This is a genomic window from Pusillimonas sp. MFBS29, from assembly GCF_020687695.1.
Classification (GTDB): domain Bacteria; phylum Pseudomonadota; class Gammaproteobacteria; order Burkholderiales; family Burkholderiaceae_B; genus Pusillimonas_C.
The window spans coordinates 279,369-298,703 of the sequence record NZ_JAJEWL010000002.1; the positions used below are offsets into that span (position 1 = coordinate 279,369).

General features: G+C 58.0%; 17 protein-coding genes. 12 read left to right on the forward strand and 5 right to left on the reverse strand.

The window, feature by feature from the left end; translation table 11 throughout:
- Positions 1 to 28: 28 nt before the first annotated feature.
- From gmk to xth, 3 genes are all read right to left on the reverse strand, one after another.
- A complete protein-coding gene (gmk, locus tag LKR43_RS03955; RefSeq protein WP_227682553.1) occupies positions 29 to 664 on the reverse strand; it encodes a guanylate kinase in 636 nt (211 codons plus the stop codon).
- 58 nt (positions 665 to 722) lie between these two features.
- The gene (locus tag LKR43_RS03960) at positions 723 to 1,058 is read right to left on the reverse strand and encodes a hypothetical protein (protein ID WP_227682554.1); all 336 of its coding nucleotides are present in this window, start codon (positions 1,056 to 1,058) and stop codon (positions 723 to 725) included.
- 82 nt (positions 1,059 to 1,140) lie between these two features.
- A complete protein-coding gene (gene xth / locus LKR43_RS03965; RefSeq protein ID WP_227682555.1) occupies positions 1,141 to 1,926 on the reverse strand; it encodes an exodeoxyribonuclease III in 786 nt (261 codons plus the stop codon).
- 118 nt (positions 1,927 to 2,044) lie between these two features.
- On the opposite strand from xth, the gene LKR43_RS03970 reads away from it, so the two are divergent.
- The 12 genes from LKR43_RS03970 (at position 2,045) to LKR43_RS04025 (ending at position 16,259) form a co-directional block, all read left to right on the forward strand.
- Positions 2,045 to 2,188, forward strand: coding sequence for a hypothetical protein (locus LKR43_RS03970; protein WP_227682557.1), 144 nt, complete (start codon positions 2,045 to 2,047; stop codon positions 2,186 to 2,188).
- A gap of 157 nt (positions 2,189 to 2,345) precedes the next feature.
- Complete coding sequence (locus LKR43_RS03975; protein ID WP_227682559.1) at positions 2,346 to 3,527, forward strand: acetyl-CoA C-acyltransferase family protein; 1,182 nt, start codon at positions 2,346 to 2,348, stop codon at positions 3,525 to 3,527.
- The gene (locus LKR43_RS03980) at positions 3,520 to 4,287 is read left to right on the forward strand and encodes a spermidine synthase (RefSeq protein ID WP_227682561.1); all 768 of its coding nucleotides are present in this window, start codon (positions 3,520 to 3,522) and stop codon (positions 4,285 to 4,287) included. Before LKR43_RS03975 ends, LKR43_RS03980 begins: the two co-directional genes overlap by 8 nt.
- 136 nt (positions 4,288 to 4,423) lie before the next feature.
- Entirely contained in the window at positions 4,424 to 5,392 is a 969-nt protein-coding gene (locus LKR43_RS03985) for an ABC transporter substrate-binding protein (RefSeq protein WP_227682563.1), read from the forward strand.
- A gap of 103 nt (positions 5,393 to 5,495) precedes the next feature.
- Positions 5,496 to 6,392: an ABC transporter permease gene (locus LKR43_RS03990; protein WP_227682565.1), complete on the forward strand. Its 897-nt coding sequence runs from the start codon at positions 5,496 to 5,498 to the stop codon at positions 6,390 to 6,392.
- 1 nt (position 6,393) lies between these two features.
- A complete protein-coding gene (locus LKR43_RS03995; RefSeq protein ID WP_227682567.1) occupies positions 6,394 to 7,188 on the forward strand; it encodes an ABC transporter ATP-binding protein in 795 nt (264 codons plus the stop codon).
- Positions 7,189 to 7,319: 131 nt separating this feature from the next.
- Positions 7,320 to 8,624: an efflux RND transporter periplasmic adaptor subunit gene (locus LKR43_RS04000; RefSeq protein ID WP_227682568.1), complete on the forward strand. Its 1,305-nt coding sequence runs from the start codon at positions 7,320 to 7,322 to the stop codon at positions 8,622 to 8,624.
- Between the two features lie 80 nt (positions 8,625 to 8,704).
- Positions 8,705 to 11,902 carry an efflux RND transporter permease subunit gene (locus tag LKR43_RS04005; RefSeq protein WP_227682569.1) on the forward strand — a complete coding sequence of 1,066 codons (3,198 nt, stop codon included), beginning with the start codon at positions 8,705 to 8,707 and terminating at the stop codon, positions 11,900 to 11,902.
- Positions 11,899 to 13,392: an efflux transporter outer membrane subunit gene (locus LKR43_RS04010; protein ID WP_227682570.1), complete on the forward strand. Its 1,494-nt coding sequence runs from the start codon at positions 11,899 to 11,901 to the stop codon at positions 13,390 to 13,392. The genes LKR43_RS04005 and LKR43_RS04010 overlap by 4 nt, the downstream gene beginning before the upstream one ends.
- On the forward strand, positions 13,389 to 14,108 hold the full coding sequence (locus tag LKR43_RS04015; RefSeq protein ID WP_227682571.1) for a pyridoxine 5'-phosphate synthase: 720 nt from the start codon (positions 13,389 to 13,391) through the stop codon (positions 14,106 to 14,108). Before LKR43_RS04010 ends, LKR43_RS04015 begins: the two co-directional genes overlap by 4 nt.
- Before the next feature lie 50 nt (positions 14,109 to 14,158).
- Positions 14,159 to 14,734: a nitroreductase gene (locus tag LKR43_RS04020; RefSeq protein ID WP_227682572.1), complete on the forward strand. Its 576-nt coding sequence runs from the start codon at positions 14,159 to 14,161 to the stop codon at positions 14,732 to 14,734.
- Between the two features lie 85 nt (positions 14,735 to 14,819).
- Positions 14,820 to 16,259, forward strand: coding sequence for a dihydrolipoyl dehydrogenase (locus LKR43_RS04025; RefSeq protein ID WP_227682573.1), 1,440 nt, complete (start codon positions 14,820 to 14,822; stop codon positions 16,257 to 16,259).
- 341 nt (positions 16,260 to 16,600) lie between these two features.
- Here the strand turns inward: LKR43_RS04025 and LKR43_RS04030 are convergent, their stop codons facing one another.
- Both LKR43_RS04030 and LKR43_RS04035 read right to left on the reverse strand, forming a co-directional pair.
- Positions 16,601 to 17,200 (reverse strand): SCO family protein, encoded by a 600-nt coding sequence (locus LKR43_RS04030; RefSeq protein WP_227682575.1) that lies wholly within the window; start codon positions 17,198 to 17,200, stop codon positions 16,601 to 16,603.
- 52 nt (positions 17,201 to 17,252) lie between these two features.
- A complete protein-coding gene (locus LKR43_RS04035; protein ID WP_227682576.1) occupies positions 17,253 to 19,328 on the reverse strand; it encodes a M3 family metallopeptidase in 2,076 nt (691 codons plus the stop codon).
- Positions 19,329 to 19,335: the final 7 nt, after the last annotated feature.

The following is a 19,335-nucleotide window of genomic DNA, read 5'->3' on the forward strand; positions in this document are numbered from 1 at the left end:
TACCTATGGAATTAAAGGGTTAGAAGCATCAAGCAATGGTTTTGCTGATGCCCAATTGTGAAAAGAGTTCTGTATGCCGCCGAGCTTGCGTGGCATAACGCAGACGCGTGGCTGCAACAATTTCGGACAGTTGCCGCAACGCGACGCTAAATTCTTGATTAATAATAACATATTGGCACTCGGAAGCGTGCGACATCTCGCCTCCGGCGGCCAGCAATCGGCGCGAAATAACTTGTGGTGAGTCTTGCCCACGCTTGGTCAGGCGAGCCTCCAGGGCCTCGATCGAGGGCGGCAAAATAAAAATGCCAATTGCCTGAGGAAAGTGCTTGGTAACCTGACGGGCGCCTTGCCAGTCTATTTCGAGCAGAACGTCGTGTCCCTGGCTCAGCGCTTCATCGATGCGGTCGCGTGGCGTGCCATAGAAATTTCCATGCACTTCGGCCCATTCCAGCATTGCATTGTTGTCGCGCAGTTCGTTGAATTCGTCGTGGCTCACAAAGCGGTAATGCTTGCCGGCTTCTTCGCCAGGCCGCGGTTCACGGGTAGTGCAGGAAATAGATAAAACCAGGCTGGGGTCTTGGGCAAGCAAGGCATTGACCAGGCTGGATTTGCCCGCGCCGCTGGGAGCCACGACCATGAAAATATTGCCAGAGTTAGACGACATGATAAGCGTTACAAAAGAAATGTCAGGGGCAAGAATAGCAAAAGAACGATGCCTGTGGCTAATTAAGCTGGTCGGGCGCCTGATGGCCGAGCTCTTCCAGGGTTTGCTGGAACACCTTAGCGTTACCACATAAGAATACGGCGGCGTCGCCCATGTTCATATTGAAAGCGAGATCCTGAATTTGCGTACGGACCTCGTCCGGATGGCTGACGGCTGTCACATGCACATCGCCATCCTGCTCGAACTGCTCGGCCGGTACGAAATCTGCCACCAGGTTGATGTCGGGCGCACTGATCACGACGTAAGCAGTGAACTGCAGGTCTTCGATCTGGACATCAAGGATCAGACCCTGCTCAAGGGTGTCTACAAGTGTGCTCTGGGGCTGGATACTCATGGAAGGGTAGCTTGCTGGTGTGAAATGTGTGGAACAGTGCAGATTGTACGTGAACTCGATAGCAACACCGTTTGCCGTGGTGCTATCGATTGAAGTCCAGCGTGGCAACGACAGGCGTGTGATCCGACGGTTGCTCATTCCTTCTGGGGTCTTTGTCTATCGTACACGAGGCGCAATAGGGCAGCAGGGCATCCGAGAGCAGAACGTGATCAATGCGCAAGCCGGCGTTGCGCCGGAAGGCGAAGCGTCGGTAATCCCACCAGGTGAAAGATTTTTCCTCTTGGTCGAACTGGCGGAATGCGTCAGTCAGGCCAAGTGCAAGCAGGGAGTTGAATGCTGCGCGTTCGGGTTCGGAAACCAGGACGTCACCCTCCCATTTCTGTGGGTCGTGAACGTCTTCGTCATGGGGCGCCACGTTGTAATCCCCCAGAATTGCCAGGCGTGGATAACGTTGCAGCTCTTGCTGCAGCCAGTCGCGCAAGGCCTGGAACCACCTGAGCTTGTATTCATATTTGTCGCTGCCTACGGCCTGTCCGTTGGGGCAGTAGGCACTGATCACGCGAATGTCACCCGCCGGGCTTGCCAGCGTCGTTGCGATGATGCGTTGCTGAGGATCTTCAAGTCCGGGCAGGTTGCGTTGTATGTCGGTGCCGGCTGCCTTGGTAATGATGGCGACGCCGTTATAGGTTTTTTGTCCTGCCCAGCAGGCCTCAAAACCCGCCTCCCGAAAAGCTTCGATGGGAAATTTGTCGTCGGTCAGTTTCAATTCCTGCAGACATAGTGCTTCTACAGGAGAACTTTCCAGCCAGTCCAGCACCTGTTGCAGGCGTACTTTAAGTGAATTGACGTTCCATGTTGCTAGCTTCACGTGGTCCTCGATTTGTCTAAGTTATTGAGCTGATTGGATTTATTCTTGGCGATAGGTTACCCTAGAAGAGTACGAAGGCGCACGGTGCGCCTTTTGTAATGCTACTAAGGAGTTCAACATGACAAGCAAACCGACTGCCAAGAAGCAGCCATTCGTAATTGAACCACTTAACTGGGTCGCACCCAGCGCATCGAACGAAAAAGCTGAAAAAAGCGCCGACGATGCGAAGCAAGCCAAGCAGCAAAAAGAATCACAGGAATAAAGCCGGCCTGATCGAATTCTGACAAAAAAAGCAGAGCCCATCCGCTCTGCTTTTTTTGTCAGCATCCGGTGGCAAATATGCGGTTATCATATTTTGTGCAGTGCGATAATATTTGTCGCTAAATACTCACTCATGGATACATACCGGGAGCCATCACATGGAAGACGTCGTTGTAGTTGGAGCATGCCGCACCGCTATCGGAGACTTTGGCGGAGGATTGAAAGATGTTGCGCCTTGCGAGTTGGGTGCGACCGTAATCAGGGCCGTGCTGGATCGCAGCAATGTTCCGGCTGCTGATGTCGGTCACGTTGTTATGGGCAATGTCATCAATACTGAGCCACGTGACATGTATCTTTCTCGTGTCGCTGCGGTGCAGGCCGGCATTCCGCATGATACGCCGGCATTCAACGTGAACCGCTTGTGCGGATCGGGTTTGCAGGCCATCGTTTCAGCCGCTCAAACCCTGATGCTTGGCGATGCCCGGGTAGCCGTTGCCGGCGGCGCAGAAAGCATGAGCCGTGCACCTTATCTGGCACCGGCACATCGCTGGGGTGCCCGCATGGGCGATAGCGCGCTGCTGGACATGATGACCGGCGCCTTGTCAGACCCATTCGAAAAAATGCACATGGGAGTCACTGCCGAAAACGTGGCAAGCAAATACTCCATCAGCCGGGAAGAGCAGGATAGTCTCGCATTGCAGTCTCACCAGCGGGCCGAAGCAGCGATTGCGCAGGGCTATTTCAAGGATCAGATCGTTCCCATTGTGCAAAAGACCCGCAAGGGTGATGTCGTCTTTGATACTGACGAGCATGTACGGATGGGTGCAACCGCCGAGAACTTCTCGAAGCTCAAGCCCGTCTTTGTCAAGGAAAACGGCACGGTCACCGCGGGCAACGCATCGGGCCTGAATGATGGCGCGGCTGCCGTATTGCTGATGACGGCCAGTCACGCACAGGCCCAGGGCATGGCGCCCATGGCAAGACTGGTGTCCTACGGACACGCTGGCGTAGACCCCCGCTATATGGGTATTGGCCCGGTGCCGGCCACGAAGATCGCACTCGAGAAGGCAGGTCTTGGCATAGAGCAAATGGATGTTATCGAAGCCAACGAGGCGTTTGCTGCGCAGGCGTGTGCGGTCACCAAGGGTCTGGGCATGGATCCTGCCAAGGTGAACCCTAACGGCAGCGGCATAGGCCTGGGTCACCCCATAGGCGCCACAGGCGCGATCATTACGGTCAAGGCACTGCATGAGCTGACGCGCATCCAGGGGCGCTACGCGCTGGTCACCATGTGCATAGGCGGCGGACAGGGTATTGCAGCGATCTTCGAGCGTGTCTGAGTCACAACCTTACCTGGTCGATGAGCCCACGCTGTCCGAACTTGACGGCATACGCTATCTGCATTTCGGTACAGAGTGGGTGCAGGGTGCAATGCGCGTGCGCAAGCCCGCCGAACTGGTGCTGGCCTACACGGCCCAGATGATGGCCTGGCTCATGTTTCTTGAGCCGGCCAAATCCGACCAGATCGGCATCATGGGGCTGGGAGCCGGATCCCTGCTCAGGTATACACTCAAGTACACGCCGGCTTCAGTCGTTACTGTGGAGTGGAATCCGGCCGTTACGGCAATCTGCCGCGCGTACTTCCGCCTGCCCGAAACACGCAGATCCCGCATAGACCACCAAGACGCGGCCTTGTGGGTGCAGGACAGCCGGAATTTCAATCGTTATATGGCATTAATGGTCGATCTGTACGATGCTGACGCGATGGGTCCGGTGCGCGATTCCCTGGAGTTCTATCAAGGTTGCCATCGCGCCCTGGCAGACACCGGTGTCATGACGGTGAATTTGTTTGGCGACCACGCCAGCTTTGGCCCGAATCTGCAGAATATTCGCGAAGCTTTCGACGGCAGAGTGCTGGAATTGCCCGAAATGGACGCCGGCAACCGAATCGTGCTTGCGTTCAAGGGGCCGGTGCTGGATGTCAGCGCCAGACAGTTTTTGCTGCGCGCAGACGAGCTGCAGTCCGGGTACGACTTGCCCGCACGCCGGTGGGCCAAAGAGCTGTTGTCCCAGCGGCCCGGGCGCTCACTGTCTGTGTAGCAAATGGTCGTGGTCTGGCTTGATGCAGCAGTTTTCAAGGGATATCCCTTGGGGTATTTTGGCGTTCAACAGGTTAGACTACCGCCCATCTGCGGCGCGCAGATGCGCCGCCAGTTATTTGTCCAAGGAGCATTTCATGAGGTTTAGCAATTCTGCCAAGCTGGCTTTCGGAACCGCAGCAATCCTTAGCGCGCTGACGTGGGGGCCGGTGTCGGCGCAGTCGGTGGCGGTTACCTCCATTGTCGAACACCCGGCGCTGGACTCCATCAGGGACGGCGTCGCGCAAGCACTGAAAGAGGCCGGTTACACCCAGGCCAAAGGACTGGAATGGCAATTTCAGACGGCACAGGGCAATACTGCCATCGCAGCACAGATTGCGCGCAAGTTCGTAGGCGATAATCCCGATGTCATCGTTGCGATCGCCACACCTTCAGCTCAGGCCGTGGTTGCCGCCACCAAGTCGATTCCGGTCGTTTACTCGGCAGTTACCGATCCCATAGCTGCGCAGCTGGTGCCATCCATGGAGCCATCGGGTACCAACGTCACCGGTGTCTCCGACAGCCTGGCACTGGAAAAGCAGGTCGAACTCATCAAGAAAGTCGTACCAAACGCCAAGCGGGTAGGTATGGTCTATAACCCTGGCGAAGCCAACTCGGTGGTTGTCGTCGAGCAAATGCGCAAGCTACTGCCACAAGCAGATATGTCGCTGGTCGAGGCTACGGCAGCCCGCACCGTCGATGTCGGTGCGGCAGCACGCAGTCTGGTTGGCAAAGTTGACGTTATCTACACCAATACCGACAACAACGTGGTATCGGCCTACGAGGCCATGGTCAAGGTTGGCATCGACGCCAAGGTTCCCCTGATTGCGTCCGACACCGACAGCGTCAAGCGCGGTGCCATTGCCGCGCTGGGCGTGAACTACAAAGATCTGGGCCTGCAGACCGGCAAGATGGTCATCAAGATCCTGAAGGGCGAGAAACCCGGCAATATTGCCTCTGAAACCAGCGACAAGCTCGAGCTTTACGTCAATCCGGGCGCGGCGAAGAAGCAGGGCGTCACCCTGTCCGAAGAGTTCATCAAGTCGGCCACACAGGTTGTCGAGTAAAATATTGTTGCTTGTCGGCTGAAAAGCGGCTGCACGGCTTAAAGCAGGCGGGTTGTTGCCTACAGCCCGCCTGCTTCTGTTTTTGGCTGGATTGATTACCTAAATGTCTATTTATTCTCTGTGGGGCGCGCTTGAAATCGGCCTGATTTTTGGCCTGGTGGCGCTCGGTGTATTCATCTCGTTCCGGGTGCTGCGTTTTCCCGACCTGACCGTGGATGGCAGTTTTCCTCTGGGCGGTGCAGTAGCCGCCACGCTTATCAGCGCAGGCATGGACCCATTCACGTCGACACTGGTCGCAACCTTCGCAGGCGCCTTCGCCGGTATGGTCACGGGCTGGCTGAATGTAAAACTCAAGATCATGGATCTGCTGGCCAGTATCCTGATGATGATCGCGCTGTACTCCATAAATCTGCGCATCATGGGCCGGCCTAACGTACCGCTTATTTCCGAACCCACCGTATTCACCATCCTGCAGCCGGAAGGCTTGAGCGACTTTATCGTTCGTCCCTTGCTGTTGCTGGTGCTGGTCATCGTCATCAAGCTGGGGCTGGACTGGTATTTCGCGACCAAGGCCGGTCTGGCCATGCGCGCCACAGGATCCAATCCGCGCATGGCGCGTTCCCAGGGTGTTGCGACAGGTAACCGCGTGCTGGCAGGCATGGGCATCTCGAATGCGCTGTGCGCCCTGGCCGGTGCCTTGTTTGCACAATCACAGGGCGGTGCAGATATTTCCATGGGTATAGGCACCATCGTGATCGGCCTGGCCGCTGTGATCGTAGGAGAAAGCATCATGCCGTCGCGTCGTATGGTAGTGCTGACGCTTGCCGTAATCGTGGGTGCCATACTGTATAGATTCTTTATCGCCCTGGCACTGAATGCCGACTTCGTGGGTTTGAAAGCCCAGGATTTGAATCTGGTGACCGCCGTGCTGGTGACCATTGCCCTGGTCATCCCTTTGATCAAGCAACGACTACGCGGCAAGAAGCAAGGGGGATACTGATATGTTGAGCGCCAAGAACCTGCACATTACTTTCAATCCCGGTACGCCCATAGAAACCCGTGCCTTGCGCGGCATGACGCTCGAGATACCCGCAGGCCAGTTCGTTACCGTCATTGGTTCGAACGGAGCAGGCAAGTCTACCTTCCTGAATGCCGTCTCCGGTGATTTGCCCGTAGACGAAGGCAGCATTGTCATCGATGGACAAGATGTCACCCGCCAGCCGGTATGGACACGTGCCGAGCGTGTTGCGCGGGTATTTCAGGATCCCATGGCCGGCACCTGTGAAGACCTGACCATCGAAGAGAATCTGGCTCTGGCCTCCAGCCGAGGTGAACGCCGTGGACTCGGCACAGCTGTCAGGAAATCCATGCGTGAAGAGTTTCGGGAGCGCTTGTCCACACTCGGCCTGGGTCTGGAAAACCGCCTGACCGACCGCATAGGCCTGCTGTCGGGCGGCCAGCGCCAGGCTGTCAGCCTGCTGATGGCTGCTTTGCGTCCTTCGCGCATACTGCTGCTCGACGAACACACCGCGGCGCTCGATCCACGCACGGCTCAGTTTGTGCTCGAGCTCACCACCCGTATTGTGGCGGAAAGCAAGCTCACTACCATGATGGTGACCCACAGCATGCGGCAGGCGCTGGATGTCGGCGAGCGCACGGTCATGTTGCACCAGGGTAATGTCGTACTTGATGTATCGGGGCCGCAGCGCCAGGGGCTGGATGTCCCTGATCTGTTACACATGTTTGAGCGTGTTCGTGGCGAAGCACTTTCCGACGACGGTTTGCTGTTAAGTTAGGCTGGCGGTTGCAATACAGCCTCCCTGCAGGGTGGCTAATGGCGCGGTTTTCCATATATACTCACGCTTTAACCTAGTGCCCAGGGCCCGGGGCGGACTCATGAAGTGCCGCGCTGTACAGGAGTTATTGAATGCCTAACCTTACACTGCCTACCCGGCGGAAAGGATATGTTGTTGTGCTTGCCGGCCTTCTCGTGCTGGCTGCGTGTGGCGAAAAACCAGAACAGCAGGGGCCGGGCGGCATGAAGGTACCGGTCAGCGTAGTGACTGTCGAGCCATCGCGCACCGAAGTCTTTGTCGATCTTCCAGGCCGTGTCCAGGCACTTAAAGATGCTCAAATTCGCGCTCGTGTCACCGGGATAGTTACCGAGATCAATTTCGAACAGGGCAGCGATGTCAAAGACGGGCAGCTGCTGTTCACAATCGACCCTGCTCCTTATGCTGCCGAGCGTGCGCAAGCGGTTGCCCAGCTCAAGAGCGCCGAGGCCGACGTGCGTAGCGCACGATTGCTGGCAGATCGCTATGCCAAGCTGATCAAGGCCAATGCGGTCAGCCGTCAGGAATACGATAACGCTGTCGCCCGATCGGGCCAGGCAGAGGCCGCAGTTGCTGCTGCCAAGGCCGCGCTGCAAGGTGCCGATATCAACCTGGGCTATACCAAGGTCACATCTCCTATCGATGGACGTATCGGCCGCTCTATGGTGACCGAAGGTGCGTTGGTCAGTGCGGCCGAAGCCACGCAAATGGCGGTGGTCCAGCAGCTCGACAAAGTCTACATCGACGTCACCCGTTCCACCACCGAGCTGGCCGAATTGCGCCGGGCGCTGGCCGACGGCGTGCTGACCCAAACGGGCGATGGCAGCCCCGTAGTCCATGCTTTGCTCGAAGATGGTTCAACCTACGACCACGCCGGCAAGTTGCTGTTTTCGGGGGTAACGGTTGATCCGGGCACGGGTCAGGTCAGCCTGCGTGCCGAGTTCCCCAATCCTGATCAAATACTTTTGCCTGGCATGTACGTACGTGTACGTATTCCACAAGGTGTGGACGACAAGGCCTTGAAGGTTCCGCAGCAGGCCGTTCAGCGCACCGCCGATGGTCTTAGCAGCCTGTTCGTGGTTCGCGATGGCAAGGCGGCGCCCGTGCCGGTGTCCACAGGCATCATTATCGATGGTCAGACCCTGATCACAAAAGGTCTGAAGGCCGGCGACCAGGTCGTTGTCGAAGGATTCCAGAAAATTCGTCCGGGTGCGCCGGTACAGGCTATGCCATGGAAACCGGGCGCGCCGGCAGGCGGGCAGGGTGGTGCCGGGCAAGCCCAGCAGGGCGCGCAACCAGGCGCAGCTCCTGGTAAAGACGGCGGCCAGGCATCCAAAGACGGCGGCCAGGCAACCCCCGCCGACGCCAAGCCTGCTGCCAAATCCGCCGAACAAGGCTGAATTTCAGCGTCAAGTATGCTAAGGAGCCCGAGTACCTGCCCGGGCTGTGCAGCAAGCCAATGCTAGCAAAGTGAGCACTTATGCCGCAGTTTTTTATTGAACGTCCTGTATTTGCCTGGGTGATAGCCTTGGCAATTACATTGGCCGGTATCCTGGCTCTGGTCAACATGCCGGTCTCGCAGTATCCCGAGGTTGCCCCACCAACCATTTCAATACAGGCAACTTATCCGGGCGCGTCGGCCGACGATGTGTCCAAATCGGTTGCCAGCGTGATCGAGAACGAATTGAACGGCGCCACCGGCCTGCTTTATTACGAATCGGTCAGCGACTCTTATGGTTCGGCTGAAATCACCGCTACTTTTGCTCCGGGAGTCGATCCCGACCTGGCGCAGGTTGATGTCCAGAACCGTATTTCAAACATTAGTTCGAAGTTGCCCGCCGCGGTGATGCAGCAGGGGCTCCGGGTCAGTAAAAGTAACTCCAACTTCCTGATGGTGGTGGCTCTGTCTTCGACAGATGGTTCGCTAGACCAATTTGCCCTGGCTGACTACATCACCCGAAATGTCCAGAACAGCATATCGCGCGTACCTGGTGTAGGTAACTTTCAGCTTTTTGCCGCGCCGCGTGCCATGCGTATCTGGGTTGACCCGGACAAGCTCACGGGTTTCAACATCAGCATGTCCGAAGTCAATGCTGCCGTCGGATCGCAGACACAGCTGATTTCAGCAGGCATTCTTGGTTCTCCCCCCAACCCCGACAACCAAAGGGTCTCGGCACCTATCGTGGTCAATGGCGAATTGTCTACGGTGTCTGAATTCGAAAACATCATACTCAGGTCCAACCCCGATGGCTCCGCTGTCCGCATACGTGACGTGGCCAGGGTAGAGGTTGGTGCCGACAGCTATCAGTTCGGCGCCAGGCTTAACGGGAAGACCACGGCCGCGTTCGCCGTATCGCTGGCAACCAATGCCAATGCGCTTTCGACGGCCGAAGGCATCAAGACTCAGATGGAAGAGCTGTCCAAGTTCTTTCCCGAGAACATCGAATACACCATACCCTACGATACAACGCCCTATGTAGAGATTTCCATCGAGCAGGTCGTGCACACGCTGTTCGAGGCCATGGTGCTGGTGTTTGTAGTGATGTTCATTTTTCTTCAGAACGTACGCTATACCCTGATTCCGGCCCTCGTTGTGCCAATTGCCATCCTGGGCGCCTTTGGCGTCATGCAGGTCATGGGATTCTCCGTCAACGTGCTCTCCATGTTCGCCATGGTGCTGGCCATCGGGATTCTGGTCGATGACGCGATTGTCGTGGTCGAGAACGTCGAGCGCATCATGGTGGAAGAAGGGCTCTCGCCCAAGGAAGCCACCAAAAAGGCGATGCCGCAAATCAGTGGCGCAGTGGTCGGCATGACTCTCGTGCTGGCTACGGTATTCCTGCCACTGGCTTTCATGAGTGGCTCGGTAGGGGTGATTTACCAGCAGTTTTCCGTCGCCATGGCAGTCTCGATTGCGTTCTCGGGCTTTCTGGCCCTGAGCTTCACGCCCGCGCTGTGCGCAACGATACTCAAGCCTATTCCGAAAGGCTTCCACGAGCAGAAGAAAGGTTTTTTCGGCTGGTTCAACAGATCTTTCGACAAGGTGACTTCGGGCTACGAGGGCTGGGTTGCACGCAGCCTCAAGCGCAGCGGACGCATGTTGCTGGTATATCTGATCCTGGTCATTGCCATGGGCTGGATGTACATGCGCCTGCCCACTTCCTTCCTGCCCGATGAAGACCAGGGCTATGTTATTGCCAACATCGAGCTGCCTTCGGGTGCGACCGCCAACCGGACCATAGACATCATCAAGAAAGTTGAAGGCTATTTCATGGACCAGCCTCAGATGCAGAACATCGTGACGGTCCAGGGCTTCAGCTTCAACGGTAATGGCCTGAATTCGGCAATTGCGTTTGTGCCGCTTAAGGATTTTTCCGAACGCAAGGGCGAAAGAGATTCCGCTCAGGCAATTTCTGCCAAAGCCACACAGACGCTGCTGTTCGGGTTGCCGGACTCTATGGTGTTCTCGGTGATGCCGCCGGCGATTTCCTCGCTGGGCAATGCTTCCGGCTTCGATTTGCGCCTGCAGGATCGCGGCTCCCAGGGGCACGACGCGCTGATGGCCGCTACCCAGCAACTGCTGCAGGCGGCGAGCCAAAGCCCGATTCTGGCCGATACCCGCGTGACGGGTCTGGGTGGCGGTCCACAGCTCAAGCTGACCATAGACCGCGAAAAGGCCGCGGCGCTGGGTGTCAGCTTCAGCGAGGCGGCGAACCTGATCTCGACTGCCATGGGTTCGTCGTTTGTGGCCAAGTTTCCCAATATGGGCTGGATACAGAACGTCTGGGTTCAGGCTGACCAGGATCACCGCATGACTGTGGCCGACATCATGAAGCTGAGCGCCATCAACAACCAGGGTGAGACCGTGCCGCTGTCCTCCTTTGTGACCGCAGAGTGGGAGCAGGGTCCGGTCCAGGTGGTGCGCTATAACAGCTATGAATCGATTCGTATCGGCGGATCTGCGGCGCCGGGCTATTCCACCGGCCAGGCCATGGAAGAAATGCAAAGGCTGGTCGCCGAGCTTCCGGCTGGCTTTGGCTATGAATGGACGGGTCTGTCTTACCAGGAGAAGCAGGCCGGCAACCAATCCATCTACCTGATGGCTCTGGCGATGCTCGTGGTCTTCATGGTGCTGGCGGCGTTGTATGAAAGCTGGGCGATACCGGTTTCCGTCATGCTTATGGTGCCGCTGGGCATGCTGGGCGCAGTGGGTATCGTGACCGCTCTTGGCATGTCCAACGACGTCTACTTTACGGTCGGCATGGTAACGGTGATTGGGTTGGCGGCCAAGAATGCCATTCTGATTGTCGAATTTGCGAAGGACACCTACGCAGAGGGCGGCAGTCTCATTGCGTCTGCGGTTGAGGCGGCGCGCTTGCGTTTCCGTCCCATACTGATGACATCGTTCGCCTTTATTCTGGGCGTGGTGCCGCTGGCCATTGCCACCGGCGCAAGTTCGGCCAGTCAGAATGCAGTGGGCCGGGGCGTTGTAGGCGGGATGTTGGCCGCCACACCGCTGGCCATGCTGTTCGTGCCAACATTCTTTGTTGTGATCATGGGCCTGTTCAAAGTTAAACCCAAATCGCATGGGTCGCACGCCGCGCCGCTTACGAACGTTCACCACAACGAATCAACACAATCGGAGCCCCATACTTCGGATAGCGGGGATAAAGCATGAGTTCACGAGGACTTCGACTAGCAGCCCTGCCAGTGCTTGTTTCACTGGCATTGGCAGGCTGCTCGCTTGCACCCAAATATGAGCGGCCGGCCATGCCCGTGCCAGACCAGTATCCGGGTAGCGGGGCGATGAGTAATACCGGTCCGAACAGTGCCAGTACCGTATCGCCCCAGGTTCAAAGCAGCGCCGACCTGGGCTGGAGCGAGTTTTTTACTGATCCGCGGCTGCAGTCGCTGATCAGTCTGGCTCTGACCAATAACCGCGATTTGCGCATTGCCGTGGAGCGCGTGCAGGAAGCGCATGCGCAGTATGGCATTGCCGACAGCGAGCGCTTGCCCACCATAGGCGCCGGCGCCAATGCGCAGATCACGCATAATCCTGAAAACCTGCGCACGAGTCCCGATGCCGACAGCGTCACGCGTTATTACCAGGCCGGTGTAGGCATGACGGCGTTCGAGCTGGATTTCTTCGGCAGGGTGCGGAATCTGTCGGAAGCGGCTTTCCAGCAATACCTGGCTACGGAACAAGCCAGCCGCACCGTGCATATCAATCTGGTTGCACAGGTTGCCGAGGCTTATTTCCGTTTGCGCACCACCCAGCAGCTCAAAGCCCTGATGGAAAGTACGCAGAAGTCGCGCCGCAACACGCTGGATCTGGTCCAGGCACGCTACGATGGCGGAGTCGCTTCCGCGCTTGACCTGAATCAGGCCCGTGCCCAGTTCGATACGGTCAGGGCCGACCTGATGGCCATTGAGCGCGCCGAATCGCAGGCCCGCAATGCCTTGACGCTGCTTTTGGGTACACAGATTCCCGATGACCTGCCCACTCCAGCCGTGTTCGGCCGTGATCAGGTCCTGGCCGCCATTCCGGTTGGATTGCCCTCTGAGTTGCTGGAGCGTCGCCCGGACATTATCGGTGCCGAGAACGCTCTGCTGGCTGCCAATGCCAATATCGGAGCGGCAAGGGCGGCGTTCTTTCCCACGATATCCATAACCGGGCTGCTGGGTTTTGCCAGTCCGCAGTTGGGCGGGCTGTTCGGTTCCAGCCAGGATTTCTGGCAATTTTCGCCGCAGCTGACTGTTCCCATCTTTTCGGGTGGTGTAGCAGGCAACCTGGATCTGGCCAAGGCACGCAGCAATATCGCTGTTGCACAGTACGAAAAAACCATACAAACGGCATTTCGTGAAGTGGCCGATGCTTTGGCCGGTGAAGCAACCTATAGCGGGCAGATCGAGGCCTTGCGTGCACTCGAGGCGTCTGCCCAGGAAACGCTGCGGTTGGCCAAGTTGCGCTACGAAACAGGCATAGACAGCTTCCTGCAGGTGCAGACTGCCGAGGTCGATCTGTACACGACGCAACAAAGCTTCCTGCAGACAGGTATGGATTCGCTGCTTAACAGGGTTGAGCTTTACAAGGCCCTGGGTGGCGGCTGGCTTGAGGACTCGGCGCCGGCTCAGGCGTCCGACAATACAGGAAGTAAGGCAAAATGATTCAGTTGGGTGTGAACATCGATCACGTGGCCACGCTGCGGCAGCAACGCCATACCAGCTATCCTGATCCCATCCAGGCTGCGCTGCGCGCTGAAGACGCGGGCGCCGATGCCATCACCCTGCATCTGCGCGAGGATAGGCGCCATATACAGGATGCCGACGTATATGCAATGCGCCCCGTGCTGCGTACGCGCATGAATCTTGAGTGCGCGATTACCCCCGAGATGCTGACGATTGCTTGCAAGGTTCAGCCGCATGATGTCTGCCTCGTGCCAGAAAAGCGCAGTGAATTGACGACCGAGGGCGGGCTCGATGTGCGGGGCCAGTTCCCGCTGGTCAAGGGTGCCGTGACACAATTGCAAGATGCCGGCATCCGGGTATCGCTTTTCATAGACCCCGAAGCAGAGCAGATTGATGCGGCCTTCCAGGCCGGCGCCACCGTCATTGAGCTTCACACAGGCGGCTATTCCGACGCGGCCGACGAGGCAGCCGTTGAGTTTGAGCTCGCGCGTCTGCGCGCCGGAGTGGCGCAAGGCCTGAGGCACGGCATGCGGGTGAATGCGGGCCATGGACTGCACTACGAAAATGTGCAGGCTATCGTAGCCATTCCCGGTATATCCGAATTGAACATCGGTCACGCGATTGTGGCGCGTGCCGTTTTCGATGGCTGGGAAAAGGCCGTGCGCGATATGAAGGCATTGCTGAGCCGTAGATAGCTTACTCTGGTATAAGAGTAAGTCATGTGATTCAAACAGGAAGCTTACTAATGTCTGCAACGGCTCTAGACTATCTTTTATCCCGGCGCTCATGCAAGTTTGTCCAGGCTCCCGGGCCCAATGAAGACGAACTCGCACAGATTTTGCAGGCGGCCATGTCGGCACCTGATCATGGACAGCTTCGGCCCTGGCGCTTTACCCTGATCCGCCAGGAATCCATCGGTCGTTTTGCTGACCTGGCAATGGCGTCGATCAAGGCTGCCGGTCTGCCGCTGACCCCTGAAAAAGAAACCAGCACGCGTAACTGGCTGTCCCGGGTTCCGCTATTGATTGCCGTGGCATGTCGTCTTGATCATTCCAATACCAAGATACCGGAACATGAGCGTATGCTGGCCACAGGCGCCGCAGTCACCAATATTCTGAATGCGGCCCACATGCTGGGCTATGGGGCTTTCTGGAGTACCGGTATTGGTACCTATGTGGAAGAAGTAGCCGAGGCTCTGGGTTACGATAGTCTGGACTATCGTTTCATGGGGTATGTCGCGCTCGGTACGCCCATCAGTGCGCCGCAGTTGCTGGCCAGGCCGGATCACGGCGAGTTTGTGAACACCTGGACGGGTAACTGAGGTCTGCGTTTCTTGCAAGATCATGGTCTTGTGATGCGCGTTGAGCAGCGGCGCCTGCCTTGAACTTATTACCGGAGCACGCGCAATGAAGCAATTGAAGACTGATGTTGCCATTATTGGCGCCGGCACGGCAGGGCTGTCTGCCTATCGTGCGGCCAAGAAGGCCGGAAAACAAGCCATACTTATCGAAGGCGGACAGCACGGCACCACATGTGCCCGCGTCGGTTGCATGCCCTCCAAGCTGTTGATTGCCGCTGCCGAGGCCGCTCACACGGCGGCTAACGCGGCGCCCTTTGGTGTTCACATACAGGGCAGCGTTCGCATAGACGGCAAACAGGTCATGGATCGCGTCAAGCGAGAACGCGACCGCTTTGTCGGGTTTGTACTGGACAGTGTGGAAGGCATTCCCGCCGACGAGAAGGTCAGCGGTTATGCCCGATTCCTGTCTGATACGGTGCTTCAGGTGGATGACCATACCGAGATCACCGCCGGCAGCATTGTTATTGCCACCGGGTCCTCGCCTTTTGTGCCCGACGCCTACCGCTCCGGAGGGGACCGGGTCATCGTAAACGACGATGTTTTCTACTGGGACGACCTGCCTGCAAGCGTGATGGTGGTGGGTTCGGGTGTAATAGGGCTGGAGCTGGGGCAGGCCCTGGCACGCCTGGGCGTCCAGACCACGATTGTGAATCGCAGTGGCGGGGTGGGCGGGATCACTGATCCGGAAGTCAGGGCCAGTGCGGCTGCAGCTTTCCTGGACGAGCTTGCTCTTGAGCTGAATGCGGAAATCAAAAGCGTGCGTCGCGCAGGTGAGCAGCTGGAGGTCGTCTACCAGGCGGAGAATGGTGAAGAACACACCGCCAGTGTTGATTATTTGCTGGTCGCCACAGGACGTCGACCCAATCTTAAGGCATTGGACCTGCACAATACGTCGGCCACGCTCGACGACAAGGGTATGCCTGAGTACGATGCGGCTACCTTGCAGATAGGCACCAGCCCGATTTTTATTGCCGGTGACGTCAATGGTGTGCTGCCGCTATTGCACGAGGCGGCCGACGATGGCCAATTCGCCGGAGATAACGCAGCGTCTTATCCCAATGTGCAGCCGGCACAGCGTCGCGCTCCAATGGCTGTAGTGTTTACCGACCCGCAACTGGCCCAGGCGGGCGTGCGGTACAAAGACCTGCCGGCCCAGGGAGTGGCCATAGGCGAGGTCGATTTCAGAAACCAAGGGCGCTCTCGGGTCATGCTTAAGAACCGGGGCAAGTTGCGTGTGTACGCAAGCGTGCGTGATGGTCGATTCCTGGGGGCCGAGATGGCAGGCCCGGCCATGGAGCACATCGCGCATTTGCTGGCCTGGGCGGTGCAGAAGAAGCTGACGGTTGCCGAGATGCTGAAGATGCCTTTCTACCATCCTGTGGTGGAAGAGGGGTTACGTACGGCGTTGAGGGATTGCGCCAGGAAACTGGTGGAGGCAGAGCTGGAGCAGGTATGCGAGGGGGATCAGGCGGTCAATAACGCTTGAAGGGTGATTGCGTGTTTTTTAGACGCACAGCGGTTGCATGATCCCTTGGTATTTGTTGACGCACAGCGGCTGCATGGTCCCTTGGTATTTATTGACGCACGGGGGTGTCTGGGGCTGGGCTTTGCTCCCCGTGACTGGTTCGGCGCCTGCGCGCCGAACGCCGCATCGCCTCGCTCGTACGCCCATTCGGGCTTCCTTCGCTTCCGGCTCGCTCAGCCCCGGAAGTCGCCGCAGCCCGGCCCCAGACACCCCCCGTGCTGCGTCATGAATATCAAGGGACCATGCAACCGCTGTGCTGCGGCCGCTGCATCATAATTGAGCCGAACCCCGAGTCCCGCCAATTATCCCTGCTGCTCCAGCAGGGTTTTCACCCCGGCCGTGAGCACTTCGACCGACTCGGTATCTGCCGCCAGGTAGCGTGCCTTGCCGTTCGCGTCGAAAATATACACGCCACGGCTGTGGGCGACTTCATAATTGTTGGGATTGTCGGCAGACGGCTTTTCAATCTGGAATGCCACCCGGTAGCGGCGAGCCACGGCAGCTACCTGTTTTTCAGTGCCCGTCAGGCCCATGGCGCCGCTGTCAAAGGCATTCACATACGCTTGCAGGATGTCCGGTGTATCACGATGCGGATCGACGCTGATGAATACGATGCGCACCTTGTCGGCCTGCTCGCCCAGCTCGTTCATGACTTGCGACAGTTGCGCCATGGTTGTGGGGCAAATGTCGGGGCAACTGGCGTAGCCAAAGAACAGCATCACGGTACTGCCCTTGAGATCTTCTTCGGTGACGGTCTTGTTGCCGGCTGCCTGTAATGTGAATTCCAGGTCTGGCAGGAAGCCGCGCACACTGTGCAAGGCAGTTTCGGCCTGGGCAGCAGAGGTACCGGCCAGCAATACGCCGGCCAGCAGGCTGAGAAAGAAACGATGAATGATACGCATGGCAGTCACGACAGAAACAGGCAGTAGAACCTGATGATTATAGGCCAGCCGCTTATACAGCGGCCTCGGCCATGCCGCTGTGGCGCAGCAGCGCATCGATTGAAGGTTCACGCCCCCGGAATGCCCTGAACGAGTCTGCGGCCGGGCGTGATCCGCCTACCGCCAGGATTTCGTCCAGGAAGCGTTGGCCGGTTGCTGCGTCCAGGGTGTCGCGCGGCTGCCCGGGAGCAACGGCGGGACTGTTCTCTTCGAATGCGGCATAGGCATCGGCCGACAGCACTTCAGCCCATTTGTAGCTGTAGTAGCCCGCACCATAGCCTCCGGCAAACAAATGCGAGAAGTTGTGCGGGAAGCGATTCCAGGAGGGGGGAAAGAGTACAGCGACTTCCTGGCGCACCTGGTTAAGCTGTTCCAGCACGGCCGTCATGGACAGGCCCTGGGCTTGGTCGTGAATCAGCATGTCGAACAGTGAGAACTCCAGCTGCCGTACCATCTGCATCCCGCCCTGGAAGTTGCGCGCCGACAGGAGTTTGTCGTACAGCTCGCGTGGCAGCGGCCGGCCTGTTTCGACGTGGGCGGACAGGCTCTGGATGACCTTGTATTCCCAGCAAAAATTCTCCATGAACTGTGATGGAAGCTCGATGGCGTCCCATTCCACACTAGCGAAAGCTGAGGCACCAGGGTCATCGACCTGCGACAGCAAGGCGTGCAAGGCATGGCCACTTTCGTGGAACAGGGTAATGACATCGTCGTGCGTCAACAGGGCGGGCTTGCCATTGTGTCCGCGTGAAAAGTTGCAGGTCAGGTAGACCACGGGGGTCTGAATGGCCTGGCCCAGACGGCGACGACTGCGTTCGCTGTCGACCCATGCGCCGCTTTGCTTGCCTTGGCGGGCATACAAATCCATGTACAAGGTGCCCAGCACCTCGTCCTGAGCCGATATGACTTCATAAGCCTGTGCGTCGGCATGCCAGGTGGGTGCGTGGCTGGGCCTTAATTGCACGTTGAACAGGCTGGTGACTACATGGAAGAGGCCGGTCAATACCTGCGGTTCGGTAAAGTATTGTTTGATTTCTTCTTCAGAATACGCGTAGCGGGCTTCGCGCAGACGCTCCGACGCAAAGGCGATATCCCAGGGTTGCAGATCGCTCAAGGCGAGCTGGTCTGCGGCGAATTTACGCAACTCAGCCAGATCGCGGGTGGCATGCGGCTTGGCCTTGGCTGCCAGTTCGCGCAGAAAATCCAGCACCTGGCCGGCGTTGTCGGCCATGCGTGTTTCCAGCCGCAGACTGGCGTAGCTGCTGTAGCCCAACAATGCCGCCTCTTCGGCGCGCAATGCAAGTAATTGTTCTATCAGCGCCGAGTTATCCAGTTCGGCGGGGCCTTGCTCAGACGCAATGGTCGAGTAGGCGCGATACATGTCCTGGCGCAACTGACGGTCGAGGGCGTTCTGCATGACAGGCAGGTAGCAGGGCATCTTGAGCGTCAGCTTCCAGCCGTCCTGGCCGTCGGCCTTGGCTGCATCGTGCGCGGCCTGCACGACATCGGCGGGCAAGCCTGCCAGCCGTGCCTCATCGGTCAAGAGCAAAGACCACTGATCGACCGAATCGAGCACATGCTCGGAAAATTTCTGGGACGCCTGTGCCTGCTGATCGGAGATTTCTGCGTAACGTTCGCGCGCCTTGCCTTGCAGCTCGACGCCGCCGAGCCGGAAATCGCGCAGGGCGAGATCTATGATGCGCCGGCGTACTGCCGGCAACCGGGCGTATTCGGGAGCATCCTTCAGGCGTTTGTACTGCGTATACAGACCGGTATGCAGCCCGACCCAGGTGGAAAACTCGGTAACCAAGGGCAGGCATTGGTTGTAGGCCGCGCGCAGTTCAGGAGTATTCACCACCGCGTTCAGATGGCCCGCGACGGACCAGGCCCGCCAGAGTTTCCCGGTGGTGTCTTCCAATGGCTCAATGATCGCATCCCAGGTGGGAGCCAGGGCAGGCTGCGCGCATGCTTCGACAGCCTGCCGGCTTTCTTCGATGAGCATGCTGATGGCAGGCTCGATATGCTCGGGCCTGATTGCGGCGTAGTCGATCAGTTCGGAAATTGGGAACAGAAGGGGATTTTGAGTCATTGCTACC

Excerpts from the sequence above, each read along its gene's own strand:
- gmk (WP_227682553.1), bottom strand. The coding sequence starts at position 664 with ATGTCGTCTAACTCTGGCAATATTTTCATGGTCGTGGCTCCCAGCGGC.
- LKR43_RS03960 (WP_227682554.1), bottom strand. The coding sequence starts at position 1,058 with ATGAGTATCCAGCCCCAGAGCACACTTGTAGACACCCTTGAGCAGGGT.
- LKR43_RS03970 (WP_227682557.1), top strand. The coding sequence starts at position 2,045 with ATGACAAGCAAACCGACTGCCAAGAAGCAGCCATTCGTAATTGAACCA.
- LKR43_RS03975 (WP_227682559.1), top strand. The coding sequence starts at position 2,346 with ATGGAAGACGTCGTTGTAGTTGGAGCATGCCGCACCGCTATCGGAGAC.
- LKR43_RS03985 (WP_227682563.1), top strand. The coding sequence starts at position 4,424 with ATGAGGTTTAGCAATTCTGCCAAGCTGGCTTTCGGAACCGCAGCAATC.
- LKR43_RS03990 (WP_227682565.1), top strand. The coding sequence starts at position 5,496 with ATGTCTATTTATTCTCTGTGGGGCGCGCTTGAAATCGGCCTGATTTTT.
- LKR43_RS03995 (WP_227682567.1), top strand. The coding sequence starts at position 6,394 with ATGTTGAGCGCCAAGAACCTGCACATTACTTTCAATCCCGGTACGCCC.
- LKR43_RS04000 (WP_227682568.1), top strand. The coding sequence starts at position 7,320 with ATGCCTAACCTTACACTGCCTACCCGGCGGAAAGGATATGTTGTTGTG.
- LKR43_RS04005 (WP_227682569.1), top strand. The coding sequence starts at position 8,705 with ATGCCGCAGTTTTTTATTGAACGTCCTGTATTTGCCTGGGTGATAGCC.
- LKR43_RS04010 (WP_227682570.1), top strand. The coding sequence starts at position 11,899 with ATGAGTTCACGAGGACTTCGACTAGCAGCCCTGCCAGTGCTTGTTTCA.
- LKR43_RS04015 (WP_227682571.1), top strand. The coding sequence starts at position 13,389 with ATGATTCAGTTGGGTGTGAACATCGATCACGTGGCCACGCTGCGGCAG.
- LKR43_RS04020 (WP_227682572.1), top strand. The coding sequence starts at position 14,159 with ATGTCTGCAACGGCTCTAGACTATCTTTTATCCCGGCGCTCATGCAAG.
- LKR43_RS04025 (WP_227682573.1), top strand. The coding sequence starts at position 14,820 with ATGAAGCAATTGAAGACTGATGTTGCCATTATTGGCGCCGGCACGGCA.
- LKR43_RS04030 (WP_227682575.1), bottom strand. The coding sequence starts at position 17,200 with ATGCGTATCATTCATCGTTTCTTTCTCAGCCTGCTGGCCGGCGTATTG.
- LKR43_RS04035 (WP_227682576.1), bottom strand. The coding sequence starts at position 19,328 with ATGACTCAAAATCCCCTTCTGTTCCCAATTTCCGAACTGATCGACTAC.